Genomic DNA, 18,690 nt, shown 5'->3' with positions numbered 1-18,690 from the left:
AAGGCTGCACTTTAAATCGCCGCCGTAACAATAATCTCGACCACATATTCCGGCCCTGCAAGCTTGGCCTCACCCGTGGCGCGGGCGGGCGTGTTGCCTTGCGGGACCCACTTGTCCCATTCCTTGTTCATCTCGGCGAAGGTGCCCATATCGGCCAGCCAGATGATCGCCTGCAGGATCTTGGTCTTGTCGGTGCCGGCCTTGGCCAGCAGTTCGTCGATAGATGCGAGGATCGACCTCGTCTGTTCGCCAACGCTGGCGCCGGGCGTTCCGACCTGGCCGGCGAGATAGACGGTGTTGCCGTGGATGACGATCTGGCTCATGCGCGGGCCAACATCGATGCGACGAATGCTCATGGGATGGTTCCTTCGTTTGTCGGTGCGCCTGTTTAGAGTCGCTGCCGGCTTCGGGCAAGGCCAACATCGCGAAACCTCTTGAGCCTGGGTTGGATCTTAGACCGCAAATGTCTATCTGCGCCGAGGTATTTCTTTCCGGCGCGGATTGCCGACCTCGTGTGAGAGTGGCAAGACTTCGCGCGAAACCAGGTTGAGAGGATGAGAGCCATGGAATATCGAGAAATCAGCGAGGACTATTCGGTCTCGGGCCAGATCCAGCCCGAAGATGCCGCCGCCATCAAGGAAGCCGGTTTCAAGAGCGTGATCTGCAACCGGCCGGATGACGAGCAGCCCGACCAGCCTTCGGCCGACAGCGTCAAGGCGGCGGTCGAAGCCGCGGGGCTGGCCTTCCGCTACATCCCGGTAATCAGCGGCCAGATCACAGCCGAGAATGTCGAAGATCAGGCCAAAGCGCTCGACGCGCTCGAAGGCCCGGTGTTTGCCTATTGCCGCTCCGGCGCGCGCTGCACCAATCTCTACGGGCTGATTCAGCAGTCCAAGGGGTGAGCATCTGAGGCGCTGGCGATCCCTCACACCCCCCTCTGTCCTGCCGGACATCATCTCCCCCGCAAGGGGGGAGATCGGATGTCGCCTTCGCTTTTCGCCAATCGCCGACGTTGCAGGATGAGCGCTATCGACAAAGCTGCTGATCTCCCTCCTTGCGGGAGAGATGGCCGGCAGGCCAGAGGGGGGTGCTGTCCCGCCGACGTATCAACTGAAACTCTCTCAAACTAGATCGGCAGCGCCCCGGTCTCCTTCAGCGTCTCCAGCACGATCGCGGTCTTTACATGCTGCACGGAGTCGTGCGGCAACAGCACGCCGTTGACGAATTCCGACAGCGATTTCAGATCGGGGGTCACCACTTTCAAGATGTAGTCCATCTCACCGGTCAGCGCGTGCGCCTCCTGCACTTCCGGCAGCCGCGCCAGCAATTCGCCGAAGCGCCGCGCATTGTCGCGGTTGTGGGTGGCCAATGTCACCGAGATGACATTGACCAGCGAGAAGCCGAGCTTGTCGCGGTCGAGCACCGCCCGGTAGCCCTTGATATAGCCGTCCTCTTCCAACCGCTGGCGGCGTCGCGAGCATTGGGAGGCGGAGAGGTTCACCCGCTCCGACAGGTCGTTGTTGGTCAGCCGCGCATCGCCCTGCAGAAGTGCCATTATCTTGCGGTCGAACTGATCGATGCGCGTCTCATTCATGATCTTTGGTCCGTTTGTGCACAATTCACGCACGATCTGATCATTTCAAGCGTTTGAATGCAAGCACCGTGCAGCCGCTCCGCGTTATGATTGCACATGGTCCGCTGCGGCCACCGCCAGTTTTGGAGCAATGCCATGGGTCCCTTCCCGCACGACGCCCCGCCCGCAAAGATCAGCAAGGAAAACCCCGCCGGCACCGACGGTTTCGAGTTCGTCGAGTTCGCGCATGCGGAGCCGCAGAAGCTAGCAGAACTGTTCACCCGCATGGGCTATGTCGCGATGGCCAAGCACCGCACGAAGGACATCACCGTCTGGCGCCAGGGCGATATCAACTATGTCGTCAATGCCGAACCGGGCTCGCATGCGATGAAGTTCGTCGACAAACACGGCCCTTGCGCCGCCTCGATGGCCTGGCGTGTTGTCGATGCCAAGCACGCATTCGAGCATGCGGTATCGAAAGGCGCCACGCCCTACGACGGCAACGACAAGGCGCTCGACGTGCCGGCCATTGTCGGCATTGGCGGCTCGCTGCTCTATTTCATCGAAGCCTATGGCAAGAAGGGCTCGGCCTATGATGCCGAGTTCGAGTGGCTGGGCGAACGCGACCCGCGGCCGCAAGGCGTCGGCTTCTATTTCCTCGACCACCTCACCCACAATGTCTATCGCGGCCAGATGGACAAATGGTGGGACTTTTATCGCGAGCTGTTCGGCTTCAAGCAGATCCATTTCTTCGACATCGACGGCAAGATCACCGGCCTGGTCAGCCGCGCCATCACCTCGCCCTGCGGCAAGATCCGCATTCCGCTAAATGAATCCAAGGACGACACCAGCCAGATCGCCGAATACCTGAAGAAGTACAATGGCGAAGGCATCCAGCATATCGCCGTCGGCACCGACGACATCTACGCCGCCACCGACAAGCTTGCCGACAACGGGCTGAAGTTCATGCCCGGTCCGCCGGAGACCTACTACGACATGTCGTACAACAGGGTGAACGGGCATGACGAGCCGATCGAGCGGATGAAGAAGCACGGCATCCTGATCGACGGCGAAGGCGTGGTCGACGGCGGCATGACCAAGATCCTGCTGCAGATATTCTCCAAAACCGTGATCGGCCCGATCTTCTTCGAATTCATCCAGAGGAAGGGCGACGAAGGTTTTGGCGAAGGCAATTTCCGCGCGCTGTTCGAGTCGATCGAGCAGGACCAGATCAAGCGCGGCGTAATCAAGGTCGATGGCAAGGCGGCGTGAACCCCCGTTTTCGGCTCGATCGGCCTTGATCTAAGTTTCGATCAAAAGGGTCAAGCCGTGAACGTCTCCATAACCGAAGCAAAGGCCAACTATCGGAACTCGTCGGCCGCGCGGAGGCCGGCGAGGAGATAGTCATCACTCGTCACGGCAAGATCGCGGCGCGGCTCGTGGCACCAGTTCGAGAAGACTTGTTGTCGCGCATAGGTGCCCTGAAGGGCAAGATTTGGATTTCTGACGATTTCGACAAACTCGGCCCTGAATGGAACGAGTACACCAGATAAAGGTCAGAGGCCCAGCCGCTCGACCTCCTCCTTCCTCACCTTCAAATCATAATCGAGCAAAAACTCGTCCAGCTGCGGCGGCGCGACCGAGCTGCCCGAGAGCATCGCGTGAACCTGGCCGCGATGGTGGATGTCGTGCAGGAAGACATGGGCGAGAATGTCGCCGATCTTTTCGGGGATCATGCCGTCCTCGCGCCGGTCCGTGATGACCTGACGGTCGAGATCCGCCTCCGACAGGCCGTCGCAAAAGGCGATCAGCCGCCTGTCGGCCGCGGTCTGGGCAGCAAACAGTGCCTGCGGCTCATCGAACGGCACGTAGTCGTCATAAGCGGCCGCGCCGACGCCGCCCTCCTCCAGAAAATCGAGATAGAGATGATCGACCGCAAGGATGTGGTTGAGCGTCGCCTTGATCGACGGGAAGAAGCTTGTGCGTTCGGCTTCGAATTCGCCGGGCTTTAGCTGCAGCACGGCGCGATAGAGCCGGTCGTTCGACCAGAGATTGTTGCCGGCCATGCGGCTGAAATGCTCGAGCAGGGTCACGCGTTCATTCGTCTGATCAGGCCAATGCCAGCCGCCATCACCGCGAAGCCGGCGACAACGATCAGCAGCAGCCGGTTCATGCGCCGCCGCGTCGCCTGCGTCTCCTCGTCCCGCGCCACATTGGTGTTGGTGATGGTGTGGAACATCATCGCCTTGCGCGGGTAGCCGCTGCGGTTGGTCAGATCGGGCGAGCGCGCCTCGATGCGGTAGCTCAGCCGGATCGCCTGGATGAAGACCATCAGAATGGCCAACGCCCAGACGCCGGCCAGCAGGTAGAACGCCTCGCCCGTCATTGCATTGCCCCCTCTTATGCCTGGGACTTCTCGACCTTCTGCTCGATGGCGCCGAAGATCGAGTTTCCGCTTTTATTCTTCATCTCGATACGCACCGTATCGCCAAAGCGCAGGAACGGCGTCTTGGGCTCGCCAGACTCAATGGTCTCGATCATGCGCAGTTCAGCGATGCAGGAATAGCCGGCGCCGCCGGCCGCCACCGGTTTGCCCGACCCGCCATCCAGCTTGTTGGAGACGGTGCCGGAGCCGATGATGGTGCCGGCAACCAGCGGCCGTGTCTTTGCGGCATGGGCAATCAGCGCCGGGAAGTCGAAGGTCATGTCGACGCCGGTGTTGGCGCGGCCGAACGGCTTGCCGTTGACGTCGGCCAGCAGCGGCAGGCTGACCTTGCCGCCATCCCAGGCATCGCCGAGTTCGTCCGGCGTCACCGCCACCGGCGAAAAGGCCGAGGACGGCTTCGACTGGAAGAAGCCAAACCCTTTGGCGAGTTCGGGGCCGGTCAGCGCGCGCAGCGTCACGTCATTGACCAGCATGACCAGCCGGATCGCGGCGCGCGCCTGGTCGAGGCTGGCGCCCATCGGCACGTCCTCGACGATGACGGCGACTTCCGCTTCCATGTCGATGCCGTAGGCCTCGTCCGCCATGCGGATCGGCTCGCGCGGGGCAATGAAAGAATCCGAGCCGCCCTGATAGATCAGCGGATCGGTCCAGAAACTTGCCGGCATATCGGCGCCGCGCGCCTTTCGCACCAGTTCGACATGGTTCACATAGGCCGACCCGTCTGCCCATTGATAGGCGCGCGGCAGCGGCGAATGCGCGTCATGCTCGTGGAAGCGCGCCGACGGCACCGCATTGTTTTCCAGCGATTCCGCGATCGTCGCCAGATGCGGCGAAATCCGCTGCCAGTCGTCGAGTGCCGCCTGCAGCGTTCGCGCCAGGAACGAGGCGTCGGTGAAGCGCGTCAGGTCGCGCGAGACGACGACGAGTTTTCCATCGCGCGTCCCGTCCCTCAATGTGGCAAGCTTCATGCGGTTTCCTCTCCTGATGCGGCTTTGGCGCCGTCTAAGTTCACAACAAGGCCGTCGCGGGCAATCGTCAAGTCACCCACCCACGATTTCCTGACAGCAGCCTCCCAGTCGGCCTCGCCGATCTCGGGATCATCGGCCGGAATGAGGTGGTTGAGCACCAGCCTCTTCACCCCGGCATCGCTGGCGATGCGGCCTGCCTGCTCGGCAAATGAGTGGCTGGCAAGCAGATGCTCTTTCAGCCGCGCGCCATTGCCGGTCCTGGCGACCAGCCGCTCGATGCCTTCTTCCAGCATGGCCTCATGGACGAGAATGTCGGCATTTCGGGCAAAGCCTGCGAGCGGCGGAAAGAAGGCTGTGTCGGCCGAGAACACGACGCTGTTCGCACCATGCTCGAAGCGCAGCGCGAAACAGTCGGTCACCGGCGGATGGTCGACGCGCAGTGCCGAGACCTTCAGGCCGCGCTGCGCAAAAATCTCGCCCTCGCCGAATTCCACGATCGAAGCCATTTCGCGAATGTCCGGCCTGCCCTCATCGACGATGCGAATTTCAATGTCGAACTCCATCGCCTGGCAGAAGCGGCGCCAGTATTGGCCGGTGCCGGGTGGTCCGAACAACGTCACCGGATTGGCCAGACCGGCGGTCCAGGCGGTGTGAAGCAGCGGCCCCAGTTCCAGCACATGATCGGAGTGCAGATGGGTGACGAAGACCAGGTCGAGCGCCTTGAGGCTGATGCCGACATCGACCAGGCCGCGCGTGACGCCCAACCCGCAATCGACGACGATGGTTCGCCCGCCCAGTTCCAGCAGCGACGAACTCGGCCACGGCCCGCCCGGCCGCAGCGCAGGGCCGCCCTTGGAGCCGAGAAGCACCAGCCGGTCGTTCATTGGGCTGATCTCAAGACCAGTCGCCCTCCGGCGTGCCGTTGAAACGCTTCTTCAGATCGGTCCAGCAATCGATGTAATTGTCCTGCCTCGTTTCAAGCTCGGCGCCGTAGCGGGTGAGCATTTGCGGGAATCGGGTCTCGAACATGAAGGCCATGGTGTTGTCGAGCTTGACCGGTTTCAGCTCCGAGCGCGAGGCCTTTTCGAAGCCAGGCGCGTCTGGGCCGTGGGCCAGCATCAGATTGTGCAGGCTGATGCCGCCCGGGACAAAACCTTCTTCCTTGGCGTCGTACTGGCCGTGGATCAGGCCCATGAACTCGCTCATGATGTTTCGGTGGTACCAGGGCGGGCGGAACGTATCCTCCGCCACCAGCCAGCGCGGCGGGAAGATGACGAAGTCGATGTTGGCGGTGCCCTCCTCGCCGCTCGGCGCCGTCAGCACGGTGAAGATCGACGGATCGGGATGGTCGAACAGGATGGCGCCGACCGGCGAAAACGTCGCCAGATCATATTTGTAGGGCGCATAGTTGCCGTGCCAGGCGACGACGTCGAGCGGCGAATGGCCGATCTCGGTGACGTTGAAATTGCCGCACCATTTCACCGTCAGCCGGCACGGCGTCTCCTTCTCCTCGAACCAGGCGCTGGGCGTCTTGAAGTCGCGTGGGTTGGCCAGGCAGTTGGCGCCAATCGGGCCGCGGTCGGGCAGCGTCAGCTTGGCGCCGTAATTCTCGCAGACATAGCCGCGCACTTCCTTGTCGGCGAGCTCGACCTTGAACACCAGACCGCGCGGCAGCACGGCGATCTCGCCGGGCCGAAGCTCGATGACGCCCATCTCGGTGACAAAGCGCAAGGCACCGACCTGGGGGACAATCAGCAACTCGCCGTCGGCGTTGAAGAAATGGTCGTCGACCATCGAGCGGTTGGCGACATAGACATGCGCCGCCATGCCGCTTTGGCCCAGCACGTCGCCGGCGGTGGTGATGGTGCGCATCCCTTGAATGAAATCGGTCGGCTCCTTCGGCATCGGCACCGGGTTCCAGCGATACTGCCCGAGCGCCAGTTCGTGGTCGCCGACATTGGGTGCTGTCTTCCACAAGGGATAGCTCGCTGCCTTGAAGCGGCCGGTGTGTTTTACGCTCGGCCGGATGCGGTAGAGCCAGGAACGCTCATTGGTGCCGCGCGGCGCGGTGAAGGGCGAGCCCGATAGCTGTTCGGCATAGAGCCCGTAAGCCGGCCGTTGCGGCGAGTTCCGCCCCTGCGGCAGCGAGCCGGGTAGCGTCTCGGTTTCGAAGTCGTTGCCGAAGCCCGGCATGTAGGAAAAGGTCATCCGATCCTCCCTGACCCCGGCCCCGCGAAGCGCTGCTTGCCGGCGATGTTGACCAAACTGGTTTCATTTGTAACGATCGAAAATGTAACTATCAACGGGCGAATGCCGCATCCATGGTGCAGATGGAACCGGAGACTCTGGAACTCGAAAGCTTCCTGCCTTACCGGCTGTACCGGCTGGCCGATGCCGTCAGCCGAGAATTTTCAAAAATCTACCGCGACCGTCACGGTCTGACGCGGCCGGAATGGCGCACACTCTCTGGGCTCGGACAGCGCGGCACGATGACCGCGACGGCGCTCGGCGAGCAGTCGGCCATGCACAAGACCAAGGTTTCGCGGGCGGTGGCGGAGCTTGAGCGGCGGCGCTGGCTGACGCGCACGCCGGACGAGAACGATCGCCGCGTGGAGCATCTGACGCTGACCAAGGCCGGGCTGACCGCCTATCAAGAGATGGTGCCGCTGGCGAGGGCGTTTGAACGGGAGTTGCTGGCGAGGCTGAATGCGGAGGAGCGGGCGGCGATTGTTACGGGCGTGGCGGCGCTGGAGGCAAAACTCACAGTGGGTTGAAATCCTCCCCACAGGCCGACCGTCGTAGAAATCAGATCGCTATTGCGGCAGGTAACGTCCTAGACCGTAATAGGCGCGTTCGGCTTCAATGAAGCCTCTAACATGGCTTCGAAATGCTGCCGGATCATCGATGTAGGCTAGGAGCGCCTGCGCCTGCGAAGCCGCGTGTCTTTGCGCGCTTTCAAACAGTCGCCTTGCCGTTTCAAAATCACCAGCCAAACCGGCCGCCACCCCGGCGTGGAAGGCCGCCCATTCGCCGTAGGCGCCCGGCTGCAATTCATTCACGAGGATTTTCGCTGTCGCCTGGACGGAAGGGAACATGGATCGGTGAACCTGATCGATTTCGACGACCTTCTTGGCCATTTGATCAACCGCGGGAAGAAATTGTGCCGGGCTCTCGAACGGAACGAACTGTCCAATGCGCTCAAAACGATCGAAGGTAATCGTTTCCGGAAGCGAACCCCAGAGCCAGTGGACTGCTACATTAAGGTAAGTGCCTTTGGACCATGAGCTGGGCTGGAACTCGACTACACTTAGCCAGAAGCCGCGATCGGCGATCCAGATTCGGGATTGGCCCTTGCGTCGAAATCCAGCGGGCTTCAGTACGATCTTTGCCTGCGAGGCAATGATACGACCGTGCTCATTTTCCGCCATCTTGCACCCACACGTGCCTCACCAATCCATCACCACCTTACCCGAACTGCCGCTCCTCATCGCATCAAACCCCACCTGAAAATCATCAATCCCGATGCGGTGCGTGATCAAACCCGATACATCCAGCGGCCCCTGCACCAGCGCAATCATCTTGTACCAGGTCTCGAACATCTCGCGGCCGTAGATGCCCTTGAGATGCAGCATCTTGAAGATGACCTTGTTCCAGTCGATCTCGAAGCCGGTCGGCGCGATGCCCAGAATGGCGATCTTGCCGCCATTGTTCATGGTGTCGATCATGTCGCGAAAGGCGGGCGCGGCGCCCGACATTTCGAGGCCGACGTCAAAACCCTCGGTCATGCCCAGCGCCGGCATAACGTCGCGCAGTTTTTCCTTCGAGGCATCGACGACATGCTGGACGCCGAGCTTTTTGGCCAGCGCCAGCCGCACCGGGTTGATGTCGGTGATGACGACTTTTCGCGCCCCCACACATTGGGCAACGAGCGCGCCCATGATGCCGATCGGCCCGGCGCCGGTGACCAGAACGTCTTCACCGACCAGGTCGAAGGACAGAGCGGTGTGGACGGCATTGCCCAGGGGATCGAAGATCGCGGCGATCTCGTCGGGCACATCGTCGGGGATCGGCACGACATTGTGCTGCGGGATCGCCAGATATTCGCCGAAGGCGCCGGGGCGGTTGACGCCGACGCCGAGCGTGTTACGGCAGAGATGCCCCCTGCCGGCGCGGCAATTGCGGCAATGGCCGCAGACGATGTGACCTTCGCCGGAGACACGCTGGCCGACCTTGTATTCGGTGACCGCAGCGCCGAAATCGGCCACCGTGCCGACGAATTCATGGCCGGTCACCATCGGCACCGGCACGGTCTTTTGCGCCCACTGGTCCCAATTGTAGATGTGGACGTCGGTGCCGCAGATCGCCGTCTTCTTGACCTTGATCAGCACGTCGTTGGGGCCGATCTCCGGCACCGGTACCTCTTCCATCCAGATGCCCGGTTCGGCCTTGGCCTTCACCAGCGCCTTCATCATGTTCGACATGCTACAACTCCTTACCCTCCCCCTTGTGGGGAGGGTGGCCCGAAGGGCCGGGTGGGGGTCAAAAACTGGCGGAGGTCGTGACCCTGCAGACCCCCACCCCGCCTCCCGCCCGCTTGCTTCGCAAGCGGTCGAAAGTCGACCCTCCCCACAAAGGGGGAGGGTAAAACTCTCAGCCAATCACGCCCAGTTCCTTGCCGACCGCCGCGAACGCTGCCACGGCGCGGTCGATGTCGGCGCTGGAATGCGCCGCCGACATCTGCGTGCGGATGCGCGCCTGGCCTTTCGGCACCACCGGGAAGGAAAAGCCGATGACATAGATGCCGCGCTTCAGCATGCGCGCCGCCATTTCCTGCGCCAGGCTGGCATCGCCCAGCATCACCGGAATGATCGGATGATCGGCGCCGGCCAGCGTGAAGCCGAGCTTGCCCATTTCGGAGCGAAAGCGCGCCGCATTGGCATAGAGGCGTTCGCGCAGGGCGTCGCCATTGCGGATCAGCTCGAACACCTTGATGGAAGCGCCGGCAATCGCCGGCATCAGCGTGTTGGAGAAGAGATAAGGCCGCGAACGCTGGCGCAGCCAGTCGACGACCTGGCTTTTGCCGGAGGTGTAGCCGCCGGAGGCGCCGCCGAGCGCCTTGCCGAGCGTGCCGGTGATGATATCCACCCTGCCCTCGACGCCGCAATGCTCGGCCGAGCCGCGGCCGTTCTTGCCGACGAAGCCGACGGCATGGCTGTCGTCGACCATCACCATGGCGCCGTACTTTTCCGCGAGGTCGCAGACGCCTTTAAGATTGGCGATGATGCCATCCATGGAGAACACACCGTCGGTGGCGATCAGGCGGAAGCGGCAGTCTTTCGCCTCCTTCAGCCGGGCTTCGAGATCGGCCATGTCGTTGTTGGCGTAGCGGAAACGCTTGGCCTTCGACAGCCGCACACCGTCGATGATCGAGGCATGGTTCAGCGCATCGGAAATGATCGCATCCTCCTCGCCGAGCAGTGTCTCGAACAGGCCGCCATTGGCGTCGAAGCAGGAGCCGTAGAGGATGGTGTCGTCCATGCCGAGGAATGATGAAATCGTTGATTCAAGCTGCTTGTGCTCTTCCTGCGTGCCGCAGATGAAGCGCACCGAGGCCATGCCGTAGCCGTAGCGGTCCAGCGCGCCTTTGGCTGCATCGCGCAATTCTGAGTTGTCGGCGAGGCCGAGATAGTTGTTGGCGCAGAAATTCAGCACCTTGTCGCCGCCGACCTCGATCTCAGCCGACTGGGTCGAGGTGATCACCCGCTCGGATTTGTAGAGCCCGGCGGATTTCAGCCCTTGCAGTTCGTTGTCGATATGGGAGAGGAATGCCGCGCTCATGATCAGGTCCTGTTGAGATTGGCGCGACTGTCGCGCTACGCGCACTAAAAATCCATCGCAAAAGCGACCGTTTCGGTGGCACGGCGGGCTCAACCCTGGCGCGACCCGATCGCATGGCCCGCATGCTGGAGTAGCAGGCACGCGAATACGGCCATGCCGCGAAAGAACATGATAACCATCTCGCCAGCTTTCGTTTACTGCCGAAGCAACAGTTCCGCCGGCTTCCAGACCTGTTAACCCTTTCAAGCCAATGGTCTTCTCGCCACGAATCGGTGGCAGAATCAGTTCGACCGAGGGGTCACCTAGAATATGTCGCAGCAGCCGGCGCAAACCGTCTCGGGCAAACTCATCCTGCTGATCAAGAGCGGCTATTGGCTGGCGCTGCTGATCATCGCGGCCATGGTGATGGCTTCCTTCATCCTGCTGCAGCAGATGATGGCGGCGCAACAGCACAACCACACTCTGCTCGACATCGTCAGCACCCAGAAGGCGCTGTCGCAGCGCATCGTCTTTTTGACCAGCGCAACCGGCTCCGCCGCGCGTGACAAGCAGCCGGCCCTGGTTGCCGCGCTGAAACAGGCGACCGCCGAGTTCGAGACGAACTACGACCTGCTGCTCAAACAGACGGGAGCCGACCCACTGTCGCCGGCATTGTCCGATCCAAAGTCGATCGAGAGCGTCCTTTACGGCAAGCCGTTCCACCTCGACTATTTCTCGGTCGGGCTGGTCGCCAATGGCGAAAGGCTGATCTCGTCCTTCGAATCCCAGCTCTCCGGCAATGCCGCCTACAAGGGCGGCGGCGAGCGCGTCAATCTCGATGCTTCCGTCGCCAATGCGACGCTGTCGGGTTATGCCGCGCTCGGCCAACGCATCGCCGCATTCGCAGACGAGCGGTCGGAAAAGCTCCTCGATCTCCATCGCACCTTGTTCTACGCCACCATCGGCGTCATCGTCCTGGTGGCGCTTTTCATCTTCCGGCCGATGTCGAAGGCGATCCTGCGCAAGACGCACGAGCTTGTCGATGCCCGCAACTCGATGGCCTTCATCGCCGTACATGACGGGCTGACCGGCCTGCACAACCGCACCTTCCTGACCGACCACTTCGAAACGCTGATCAAGGGCGCGCATCGCCGGCGCGAGAGGCTGGCGGTCATCCAGCTCGACCTCGACCGGTTCAAGCAGATCAACGACACACTCGGCCACGCCGCCGGCGACTATGTGCTGGTCGTCACCGCGCAGCGCATGCGCGATTCCTGCCGTGCGTCGGATCTGTGCGCGCGCCTTGGCGGCGACGAATTCGTGATGATCCTCAATGGCGCCGGCGGCCCCGAGGACATCAACATGCTGGCCCGTCGCATCCTGGAGGAGATCAACGAGCCGATTACCTTCCAGGGCACGACCATCCTTCCGGGGGCCAGCGCCGGCATTGCCGTCTATCCCATCGACGCCGACAATGCCGAGGATCTGCTCGTCCACGCCGACCTCGCGCTCTATTCCGCCAAGAAGCTCGGCGGCGGCAGCTTCTCGTTCTTCTCCGAGGAACTCAGGCGCGAACTCGATTACCGCAAGCAGCTCGAGCATGACATCAAGGTCGCCATTTCGGAGAACGCCTTCCAGGTCTATTTCCAGCCGCAGGTGTCGCTGAGCAACGGCGCCATCAGCGGCATCGAGGCGCTGGTGCGCTGGAAGCATGCCGAGCGCGGCATGATTGCGCCGGGCGAGTTCATTCCGGTCGCCGAAAAATGCGGCTTCATGCCCGAGATCGGCCGCATAGTCTTTACGAAGGCGATCGAGCAAGCAGCCGAATGGGATCGCGCCGGCATTGCCTTCGGCCGGCTCGCCGTCAACGTGTCCGGCACCGAGCTGCGCGAACCCGACTTCGACCGCTTCCTGTTCGCGACGCTGGAAAAGGCCGGCCTAGCGCCGCAGAAACTGTCGCTTGAAATCGTCGAATCCGTCATTCTCGACGACGAGAAGACGGGCATCGCGGCGAAGCTGCGCCACATCCGCGCTGCTGGCGTCCATCTTGAGCTCGACGATTTCGGCACCGGCTATGCCTCGCTCAGCCACGTCAATCCCAACGAGATCGACCGGCTGAAGATCGACCGCCGCTTCGTCCAGAACATCAACGAGAATGGCGACAACACCAAGATCGTGCGCGCCATCACCGAGCTGGCGGGCGGTCTCGGCATTTCGATCGTCGCCGAGGGCGCGGAAACCGAAGCCGAGCTCGATTCGCTGATGGCAATCGGCTGCGACCAGGTGCAGGGCTATTCCATCGCCTTCCCGATGCCGCAGGACAAAGCGCGCGAATGGCTGCTGGCGCGCAGCCCGAAGAAAGCCAAGCTGAAGGTGCTTCAGGGCAATTTAGCCTAGACTATTGCCCACCGGTGCCGGTCATTTGGCCGGCGCGACATTCGCCCGCAATGCCGCCAGCACCTCGGCGAACTCCGCCAGCCTGTCGTCCGGCAATCCCGCGCGCAGCCGCTTGTCGAAGATGAGAGCCGCCGCCCGCAGCTTCAGGAACATCGTTTCGCCCGCCTGCGTCAGCTCGACCAGATGAACCCGGCGGTTGTCCGGATCGCGGCGGCGCGTCAGCAAGCCTTGCGCCTCCATGGCGTTGAGATGGTGGGTGAGCGTGGCGCCCTGGATGCCGATCATGCCGGCAAGTTCGCGCTGGTTGGCAAGCTCGCTCGACTTGACCGAAAGCAAGGTCAGCCACACCGGCAGCGTGCCGCCGGCCTCGACCAAAGCGGCGTCAAAGGCCTGCGCCACCAGCTTGGAGGTGCGCGCGAGATTCATGCCGATTGGCGGACGGTCAAAGGGAGTCATGCGCCGACAGTAGAACAAGGCGCCGAGCGATGGAACGCGGCATTATACATTGACATCGAACCATTTGATATCTAACTATCATGCGTGTCGATCTGCCGAGTTCGTATTATCCGCGTTCGACAGGGATCCGAGGACGGGCGGCGGCAAGGAGGAAGCGGTCATGCAATATGTCTACATCGTCATTATCGGCCTTCACGTCATGTCCGGCGTGTTCTGGGCCGGCACCACCATCACGCTTGCCCGCGACCCCGAGATCAGGGCGGAGCGCTTTATCGGACCGCAAATGGGCTCGGCCGGCATGGTGTTCGTGACCGGCGCCCTGCTCTGGTATTTCTTCCACGGCGCCTATTTCGGCTCGATGGAAATGGTGCTGGCGCTGGGCAGCCTGGCCGCCTTCGCCGCTGCCGGCGTTCTCAGCGTCGTCGTCCGCAAGACCAGCCGGCAGCTTGCCGGCGCGGACGCCGCAACGGAAGCGGCGCTGCGCACCAAAATGGCCCGCGGCGAGCGCATCGCCGCCTGGCTTCTGGTACTCACCGTGCTTTGCATGGCGACCGCCAGGATGATTTGAGCCCTGCCGCACGTCGCCTCCCGTTGAAGACCATTCCGCATCGTGCGTCGCCTGGCTCTCGGCTGGTGGCGTACGCGGCGCGCAGTTCGGACGGATGTGCAAGGTGGCTCTCCGCACAGAGGTTTGGCTGCGCGCCACCCATCACTTTGATCGATCGAGATGCGCCCGCCGGAAGGGTGAGATCGAGCTTTGGAACAAGCCGTAGGCCGGCTTGTAGGCTCAAACCCGCAAGCCGAACCTGATGCCATCATAGATGGCGGCGTGGATGTTGCGCGAGGCGACCGCATCGCCGATGCGCAACAGCACGAAGCCGCCTTCGGGGTTGCGTGAAGGAAAAATATCGCCGCCGCCGACCAGCCGCTCGTAATCGACCGCGCCACCATTCTTCGACAGCGGTTTCAGCTGGAGATAGAGATCGTCGAGCGGCGCCGTGCCGTGCTCGACCACCACCTGGTCGACCCGCCTTTCGCCACGCCAGCCATCGGCAAAGTCGGAGGCGAGTTCGGCGACCAGTTGGTTGCCCTCGCGCCGTACCGAGCGCAGCCTGGTGTTGATGGTGATGGTGACGCCCTTCTCCTGGAAGGCGCGCATATAGGGCACGTGGTTCATGCCGCCCATTTCGGGGGCGAAGAAGCGCTCCGGCGAAACCAGCTCCAGTTTTGACCCTGCATTGGCGATCAGCTCCGCCGCGCCCATGCCCTGGTGGCCACCATTGTCGTCGAAGAGCAGCACGTTCTCCGCCGGCTTGATGCTGCCGGCCATGATGTCCCAACTCGACGTGACGAGATTGTCGCCTGATGTCAGCGGCGGGTTCTGTGGCAGGCCGCCGGTGGCGATCACCACCACGTCGGGCGACAGCGCCAGCACATGGTCCTGCTCGGCCCAGGTGTCGTAGCGGATCCCGACGCCGAGCCGGTCGAGTTCGGCCAGCCGCCAGTCGATGATGCCGATCAACTCCTTGCGGCGCGGGTTCTGCGTCGCCAGCCGAACCTGGCCGCCGGCCTGACCGGAGGCTTCAAGCACCGTGACATGATGGCCGCGTTCGGCCATCACGCGAGCTGCCTCGAGCCCGCCAGCGCCAGCGCCAACGACAACGACGTTCCGCCTGGGCCCTTCGGTCTTCAGGATGATATGCGGAATCTCGGCCTCGCGGCCGGTCGCGGCATTGTGGACGCACAGCGCCTCGCCGCCTTCATAGATACGATCGAGGCAATAGGTGGCGCCGACGCAAGGCCGGATCTCGTGCTCGCGGCCTTCCATGACCTTCTTGATGATGTGCGGGTCGGCGATATGGGCGCGGGTCATGCCGACCATATCGAGCTTGCCGGTCGCGATGGCGTGGCGCGCCGTGGCGACATCGGAAATCCGCGCCGCATGGAAGGTCGGAAATTTCGTTGCCGCCCTCACCTCGCCGGCGAAATCGAGATGCGGGGAAGATCGCATGCCGGCGACCGGGATAACCTTGGTGAGCGCCGCGTCGCTTTCGATCGAGCCGCGGATGATGTTCAGGAAATCGACCTTGCCGGAATTGGCGAGCCGTCTCGCGATCTCGACGCCCTCCGCCTTTGACAGGCCTTTGTCAAAATCCTCATCGGCGACCATGCGGATGCCAACGACGAATTTTTCGCCGACCGCCGCCCGCACGGCATCCAGCACCATGTCGGTGAAGCGCAGCCGGTTGTCGAGCGAACCGCCGAACTCGTCGTCGCGATGGTTTGTGGCCGGCGACCAGAAACCGTCCATCAGATGGCCGTAGGATTCGAACTCGATGCCGTCGAGGCCGGCGGCCTGGCAGCGCTGCGCAGCCGACGCATAGTCGGCGACGATGCGCTCGATGTCCCAGTCCTCGATGGTTTTGGGGAACGCGCGGTGCGCCGGCTCACGCACCGGCGAAGCCGACAGCACCGGCAGCCAGTCGGCCTTGTTCCAGCCGGTGCGGCGACCAAGATGGGTGATCTGGATCATCACCTTGCAGTCATGCTCGTGGCAGGCGTCCGCCAGTTCGGCCAGCCACGGCACGATGCGGTCGTCATAGACATGCAGATTGCCAAAGGCGGCCGGGCTGTCGCGCGAGACGATCGCCGAGCCCGCCGTCATGGTCAGCGCCATGCCGCCCTTGGCCTTTTCGGCGTGGTAGAGCCGGTAGCGCTGTTTCGGCATGCCGTCCTCGGAATAGGCCGGCTCGTGGCTGGTCGACATCACCCTGTTCTTCAGCGTCAGGTGTTTGAGCTGGTAAGGCTGGAGAAGCGGGTCGTTGCTGGTCATCATCTTCCTGCCATTCCAGTTTGTGTCGGAGCAGCGCGCGCTGCTCCAGTTCTTGTCTTAAGCATCGAATTTATCCGAAAATCGCTGCACACTTTTCGATCCGATGCTAATGAGCGCGGAAAATCCCCAGGAAAACCGCGATGATCGATACCAAAACCCTCACCCAGCTCGGCGCCCACGTCGAGACGCCACAGAGCCCGGATACCGCGTTCCTGGAGACCGTGCCGTTCCAGCGCGGCGACGGACCGCCGGCGATCGTGCGCTTCACCTGCCCGGAATTCACCTCGCTCTGCCCGGTAACCGGACAGCCGGATTTCGCTCATATCGTCGTCGACTACGCACCCGATGCCACGCTCGTGGAATCGAAGTCGCTCAAACTGTTCATGACCTCGTTTCGCAACCATGGCGCTTTCCATGAAGACTGCACGGTGATGATCGGCCGCCGCATTGTGGCGGCAACGAAGCCGCTGTGGTTGCGCATAGGCGGCTATTGGTATCCGCGCGGCGGCATTCCGATCGATGTCTTCTGGCAGACCGGCGCTCCGCCCGAAGGCGCCTGGTTGCCCGACACCGGCGTTGCCCCCTATCGCGGCCGTGGCTGAACTGACGTCAGCCATAGGCGGCTCGGCAGAGCTTTGTCGCCAGAAAGGGAAGGACGGCATCGCGATAGCGCGGCTGGTCATACCGCAGCAGGTCCACATGGCCCGCTCCTTCGAACCAGACCAGTTGTGAGCCGGCAGCAGCGCTGTGTGCAGCGCCTGCACCTGGCTGCGATCGATGAAGGGATCGGTGCTTCCCGCAAGCAGCATCAGCGGTTCACCGATCTGGCCGAGGCGATCGACCGGCCTGACATTGTCGGCGCTCAACCCCAGACGAAGCGGCATCTGCGCCAAAAGCACATCGGCCTGAAAACCGCGCCAGAAGTTGAAAGGCATGCGCCATACCGTGGTCTCGCGCAAACTCGCGTAAAGCTGCTCCAGAACATAGGCATCGGCGGGCGCTTGCTGTGCCGCAAAGACGAAAGCAGCGGCGCCTAGCGACGAGCCGACAGCGCCAAGCTTCTGGCCAGGAAAACGTTGCCTGGCATAGGCAATGATGCGGGCGGCGTCCTGCGCTTCCGTGTAGCCGAAACCTTGAATGGCACCGCCGCTCTCGCCGTGCCCGGACAGGTCGAACAGGACGACGGAATAGCCGGCGTCGAACAAAAGTTTCGCTCTTTGAACCAGGGCCAGCCTGTTGGCGCCGCGCCCATGCAGCAGTACGACCGCGCCGCAGCTGCCCTTTCGATCAGCCGCCCAGCCGACCAGATCAGGAGCGCCGGGCTGGTCGAGCACGACGCGCCCGACGGGCAAATCGCCGGGAGCCGCCAAAGCTTGCCAAGGCGCGCGGGCGATCAGCATCGTGCCGATGTGCCAGTCGAGGCCGCAGCCGGCAGCGCCCAACCCGACCAACGCAATCGCGAGCAAAACGCGAAGCTTCATTGCCGACCACCCGGAAACAATCGGCGGCTTATTCGCACTGATACTGGCTGAGCGCCCATTCACCGGTCACCGAAAGCAGATCGGATATCTTCCAGTCGCCGTCGACCTTCTTCAGCTTCCACTCCAGCCGGTGCTGGTTGCCTACGACGACGAAGGCGACCACCACCTTGGCCTGATCACCATTGACGGCCTCGATGCTCTTCAGGCTCTTGTCGATCGCAAGCTTGTCGTAATCGGCATTGTCGAGCGCCATGTTGGGGTCGAGGCATTCGCCCTGCCCGGATTTGCGCAACGCGTCGCTCTTGTCGAGTACGGTCTTGGCCGGGTCGACGAAGTTCTTGCGCTGGGTCGGATCGAGCTCCAGTCCGAGATGTTCGTAGAACCGCCTGACCACAGCCGTCGGCGAGCCCGCCAGGACGGGCGCGGCCGGCTCGGCCGGCGGCCACCCAACCGGCGGTGTCGCCGGTTCCACCGCTGTCCCGGGTGGATTTGCGGGCGGTGCTGCGCCGCCCGGCACTGTCTCGGCCGGGGCATTTGCAGGTGGCGGACCGAGCAGCCCTTGAGCGGCAGCCGTGTTCAATCCTGCCAGCAGGCATACAGTCAACAAAGTCGGAAGACGGCTATGGGCCATCACGCATCACTCCAGGCCCGATCAGTCACATACCGGCCGAAACGTTCAGCCATGTCATCGGCGCCTGGCGGCAAAGATGCAGACTTTG

General features: G+C 62.6%; 21 protein-coding genes and 1 pseudogene. 9 read left to right on the top strand and 13 right to left on the bottom strand.

The genetic code is table 11. The features are described 5' to 3' along the window. Positions 1 to 11 precede the first annotated feature (11 nt). A complete protein-coding gene (locus tag X771_RS141665; RefSeq protein ID WP_023682919.1) occupies positions 12 to 356 on the bottom strand; it encodes a RidA family protein in 345 nt (114 codons plus the stop codon). A 207-nt stretch (positions 357 to 563) separates the two neighbouring features. Between X771_RS141665 and X771_RS141670 the strand changes: the two genes are divergently transcribed. Beyond that, positions 564 to 902, top strand: coding sequence for a TIGR01244 family sulfur transferase (locus tag X771_RS141670; RefSeq protein WP_023689629.1), 339 nt, complete (start codon positions 564 to 566; stop codon positions 900 to 902). Positions 903 to 1,126: 224 nt separating this feature from the next. Here X771_RS141670 and X771_RS141675 read toward each other — a convergent pair whose 3' ends face one another. After that, a complete protein-coding gene (locus tag X771_RS141675) occupies positions 1,127 to 1,594 on the bottom strand; it encodes an Lrp/AsnC family transcriptional regulator (protein ID WP_023689628.1) in 468 nt (155 codons plus the stop codon). 135 nt (positions 1,595 to 1,729) lie between these two features. On the opposite strand from X771_RS141675, the gene hppD reads away from it, so the two are divergent. Then, positions 1,730 to 2,845, top strand: coding sequence for a 4-hydroxyphenylpyruvate dioxygenase (gene hppD, locus X771_RS141680; protein WP_023711616.1), 1,116 nt, complete (start codon positions 1,730 to 1,732; stop codon positions 2,843 to 2,845). A gap of 122 nt (positions 2,846 to 2,967) precedes the next feature. Continuing rightward, positions 2,968 to 3,126, top strand: a pseudogene (locus tag X771_RS1000000167245) (type II toxin-antitoxin system prevent-host-death family antitoxin); the annotation flags it as partial. Positions 3,127 to 3,129: 3 nt separating this feature from the next. Here the strand turns inward: X771_RS1000000167245 and X771_RS141685 are convergent. The 5 genes from X771_RS141685 to hmgA are packed head-to-tail and all read right to left on the bottom strand — an operon-like array spanning position 3,130 to position 7,195. After that, complete coding sequence (locus X771_RS141685; protein WP_023689626.1) at positions 3,130 to 3,666, bottom strand: DinB family protein; 537 nt, start codon at positions 3,664 to 3,666, stop codon at positions 3,130 to 3,132. Beyond that, the gene (locus X771_RS141690) at positions 3,663 to 3,959 is read right to left on the bottom strand and encodes a hypothetical protein (RefSeq protein ID WP_023689625.1); all 297 of its coding nucleotides are present in this window, start codon (positions 3,957 to 3,959) and stop codon (positions 3,663 to 3,665) included. The genes X771_RS141685 and X771_RS141690 overlap by 4 nt, the downstream gene beginning before the upstream one ends. Before the next feature lie 14 nt (positions 3,960 to 3,973). Beyond that, positions 3,974 to 4,987 carry a fumarylacetoacetate hydrolase family protein gene (locus X771_RS141695; protein ID WP_023689624.1) on the bottom strand — a complete coding sequence of 338 codons (1,014 nt, stop codon included), beginning with the start codon at positions 4,985 to 4,987 and terminating at the stop codon, positions 3,974 to 3,976. Beyond that, a complete protein-coding gene (locus tag X771_RS141700) occupies positions 4,984 to 5,871 on the bottom strand; it encodes an MBL fold metallo-hydrolase (RefSeq protein WP_023689623.1) in 888 nt (295 codons plus the stop codon). Before X771_RS141700 ends, X771_RS141695 begins: the two co-directional genes overlap by 4 nt. Positions 5,872 to 5,881: 10 nt before the next feature. After that, a complete protein-coding gene (gene hmgA / locus X771_RS141705) occupies positions 5,882 to 7,195 on the bottom strand; it encodes a homogentisate 1,2-dioxygenase (protein ID WP_023689622.1) in 1,314 nt (437 codons plus the stop codon). Positions 7,196 to 7,317: 122 nt separating this feature from the next. Between hmgA and X771_RS141710 the strand changes: the two genes are divergently transcribed. Beyond that, the gene (locus X771_RS141710) at positions 7,318 to 7,761 is read left to right on the top strand and encodes a MarR family transcriptional regulator (RefSeq protein ID WP_031203025.1); all 444 of its coding nucleotides are present in this window, start codon (positions 7,318 to 7,320) and stop codon (positions 7,759 to 7,761) included. A gap of 39 nt (positions 7,762 to 7,800) precedes the next feature. On the opposite strand, the gene X771_RS1000000165980 is transcribed toward X771_RS141710, so the two are convergent. The 3 genes from X771_RS1000000165980 to X771_RS141720 all read right to left on the bottom strand — a co-directional run bounded on the left by X771_RS1000000165980 (position 7,801) and on the right by X771_RS141720 (position 10,825). After that, positions 7,801 to 8,415 (bottom strand): DUF4304 domain-containing protein, encoded by a 615-nt coding sequence (locus X771_RS1000000165980; protein ID WP_023689620.1) that lies wholly within the window; start codon positions 8,413 to 8,415, stop codon positions 7,801 to 7,803. A gap of 18 nt (positions 8,416 to 8,433) precedes the next feature. Continuing rightward, positions 8,434 to 9,468, bottom strand: coding sequence for an L-threonine 3-dehydrogenase (gene tdh / locus X771_RS141715; RefSeq protein ID WP_023689619.1), 1,035 nt, complete (start codon positions 9,466 to 9,468; stop codon positions 8,434 to 8,436). 169 nt (positions 9,469 to 9,637) lie between these two features. Continuing rightward, complete coding sequence (locus X771_RS141720) at positions 9,638 to 10,825, bottom strand: glycine C-acetyltransferase (RefSeq protein ID WP_023689618.1); 1,188 nt, start codon at positions 10,823 to 10,825, stop codon at positions 9,638 to 9,640. Positions 10,826 to 11,134: 309 nt separating this feature from the next. Between X771_RS141720 and X771_RS141725 the strand changes: the two genes are divergently transcribed. Continuing rightward, complete coding sequence (locus X771_RS141725; protein WP_023689617.1) at positions 11,135 to 13,201, top strand: EAL domain-containing protein; 2,067 nt, start codon at positions 11,135 to 11,137, stop codon at positions 13,199 to 13,201. A gap of 21 nt (positions 13,202 to 13,222) precedes the next feature. On the opposite strand, the gene X771_RS141730 is transcribed toward X771_RS141725, so the two are convergent. Beyond that, positions 13,223 to 13,657, bottom strand: coding sequence for a MarR family winged helix-turn-helix transcriptional regulator (locus tag X771_RS141730; protein ID WP_023682928.1), 435 nt, complete (start codon positions 13,655 to 13,657; stop codon positions 13,223 to 13,225). A 160-nt stretch (positions 13,658 to 13,817) separates the two neighbouring features. Here X771_RS141730 and X771_RS141735 point away from each other — a divergent pair, with 160 nt between their 5' ends. Next, positions 13,818 to 14,225, top strand: coding sequence for a hypothetical protein (locus tag X771_RS141735; protein ID WP_023689616.1), 408 nt, complete (start codon positions 13,818 to 13,820; stop codon positions 14,223 to 14,225). A gap of 219 nt (positions 14,226 to 14,444) precedes the next feature. On the opposite strand, the gene X771_RS141740 is transcribed toward X771_RS141735, so the two are convergent. After that, on the bottom strand, positions 14,445 to 16,490 hold the full coding sequence (locus X771_RS141740) for an NADH:flavin oxidoreductase (RefSeq protein WP_031203022.1): 2,046 nt from the start codon (positions 16,488 to 16,490) through the stop codon (positions 14,445 to 14,447). Between the two features lie 140 nt (positions 16,491 to 16,630). Between X771_RS141740 and queF the strand changes: the two genes are divergently transcribed. From queF to X771_RS1000000169375, 3 genes are all read left to right on the top strand, one after another. After that, positions 16,631 to 17,092 (top strand): preQ(1) synthase, encoded by a 462-nt coding sequence (gene queF, locus X771_RS141745; protein WP_023689614.1) that lies wholly within the window; start codon positions 16,631 to 16,633, stop codon positions 17,090 to 17,092. A 147-nt stretch (positions 17,093 to 17,239) separates the two neighbouring features. After that, positions 17,240 to 17,527, top strand: coding sequence for a hypothetical protein (locus tag X771_RS141750; RefSeq protein WP_031203020.1), 288 nt, complete (start codon positions 17,240 to 17,242; stop codon positions 17,525 to 17,527). A 39-nt stretch (positions 17,528 to 17,566) separates the two neighbouring features. Further along, positions 17,567 to 18,022 carry a hypothetical protein gene (locus tag X771_RS1000000169375; RefSeq protein ID WP_023689611.1) on the top strand — a complete coding sequence of 152 codons (456 nt, stop codon included), beginning with the start codon at positions 17,567 to 17,569 and terminating at the stop codon, positions 18,020 to 18,022. Here X771_RS1000000169375 and X771_RS0134750 read toward each other — a convergent pair. Beyond that, a complete protein-coding gene (locus X771_RS0134750) occupies positions 18,000 to 18,602 on the bottom strand; it encodes a hypothetical protein (protein WP_031203018.1) in 603 nt (200 codons plus the stop codon). The genes X771_RS1000000169375 and X771_RS0134750 overlap by 23 nt on opposite strands. Positions 18,603 to 18,690: the final 88 nt, after the last annotated feature.

The organism is Mesorhizobium sp. LSJC269B00 (assembly GCF_000502815.1).
GTDB lineage: Bacteria > Pseudomonadota > Alphaproteobacteria > Rhizobiales > Rhizobiaceae > Mesorhizobium.
This window is presented reverse-complemented; position numbering and strand designations above follow the sequence as displayed.

What these genes read in the sequence shown, in the direction of transcription:
- X771_RS141665 (WP_023682919.1), bottom strand. Translation starts at nt 356, where the DNA reads ATGAGCATTCGTCGCATCGATGTTGGCCCGCGCATGAGCCAGATCGTC.
- X771_RS141670 (WP_023689629.1), top strand. Translation starts at nt 564, where the DNA reads ATGGAATATCGAGAAATCAGCGAGGACTATTCGGTCTCGGGCCAGATC.
- X771_RS141675 (WP_023689628.1), bottom strand. Translation starts at nt 1,594, where the DNA reads ATGAATGAGACGCGCATCGATCAGTTCGACCGCAAGATAATGGCACTT.
- hppD (WP_023711616.1), top strand. Translation starts at nt 1,730, where the DNA reads ATGGGTCCCTTCCCGCACGACGCCCCGCCCGCAAAGATCAGCAAGGAA.
- X771_RS141690 (WP_023689625.1), bottom strand. Translation starts at nt 3,959, where the DNA reads ATGACGGGCGAGGCGTTCTACCTGCTGGCCGGCGTCTGGGCGTTGGCC.
- X771_RS141695 (WP_023689624.1), bottom strand. Translation starts at nt 4,987, where the DNA reads ATGAAGCTTGCCACATTGAGGGACGGGACGCGCGATGGAAAACTCGTC.
- X771_RS141700 (WP_023689623.1), bottom strand. Translation starts at nt 5,871, where the DNA reads ATGAACGACCGGCTGGTGCTTCTCGGCTCCAAGGGCGGCCCTGCGCTG.
- hmgA (WP_023689622.1), bottom strand. Translation starts at nt 7,195, where the DNA reads ATGACCTTTTCCTACATGCCGGGCTTCGGCAACGACTTCGAAACCGAG.
- X771_RS141710 (WP_031203025.1), top strand. Translation starts at nt 7,318, where the DNA reads ATGGAACCGGAGACTCTGGAACTCGAAAGCTTCCTGCCTTACCGGCTG.
- X771_RS1000000165980 (WP_023689620.1), bottom strand. Translation starts at nt 8,415, where the DNA reads ATGGCGGAAAATGAGCACGGTCGTATCATTGCCTCGCAGGCAAAGATC.
- tdh (WP_023689619.1), bottom strand. Translation starts at nt 9,468, where the DNA reads ATGTCGAACATGATGAAGGCGCTGGTGAAGGCCAAGGCCGAACCGGGC.
- X771_RS141720 (WP_023689618.1), bottom strand. Translation starts at nt 10,825, where the DNA reads ATGAGCGCGGCATTCCTCTCCCATATCGACAACGAACTGCAAGGGCTG.
- X771_RS141725 (WP_023689617.1), top strand. Translation starts at nt 11,135, where the DNA reads ATGTCGCAGCAGCCGGCGCAAACCGTCTCGGGCAAACTCATCCTGCTG.
- X771_RS141730 (WP_023682928.1), bottom strand. Translation starts at nt 13,657, where the DNA reads ATGACTCCCTTTGACCGTCCGCCAATCGGCATGAATCTCGCGCGCACC.
- X771_RS141735 (WP_023689616.1), top strand. Translation starts at nt 13,818, where the DNA reads ATGCAATATGTCTACATCGTCATTATCGGCCTTCACGTCATGTCCGGC.
- X771_RS141740 (WP_031203022.1), bottom strand. Translation starts at nt 16,490, where the DNA reads ATGACCAGCAACGACCCGCTTCTCCAGCCTTACCAGCTCAAACACCTG.
- queF (WP_023689614.1), top strand. Translation starts at nt 16,631, where the DNA reads ATGATCGATACCAAAACCCTCACCCAGCTCGGCGCCCACGTCGAGACG.
- X771_RS0134750 (WP_031203018.1), bottom strand. Translation starts at nt 18,602, where the DNA reads ATGGCCCATAGCCGTCTTCCGACTTTGTTGACTGTATGCCTGCTGGCA.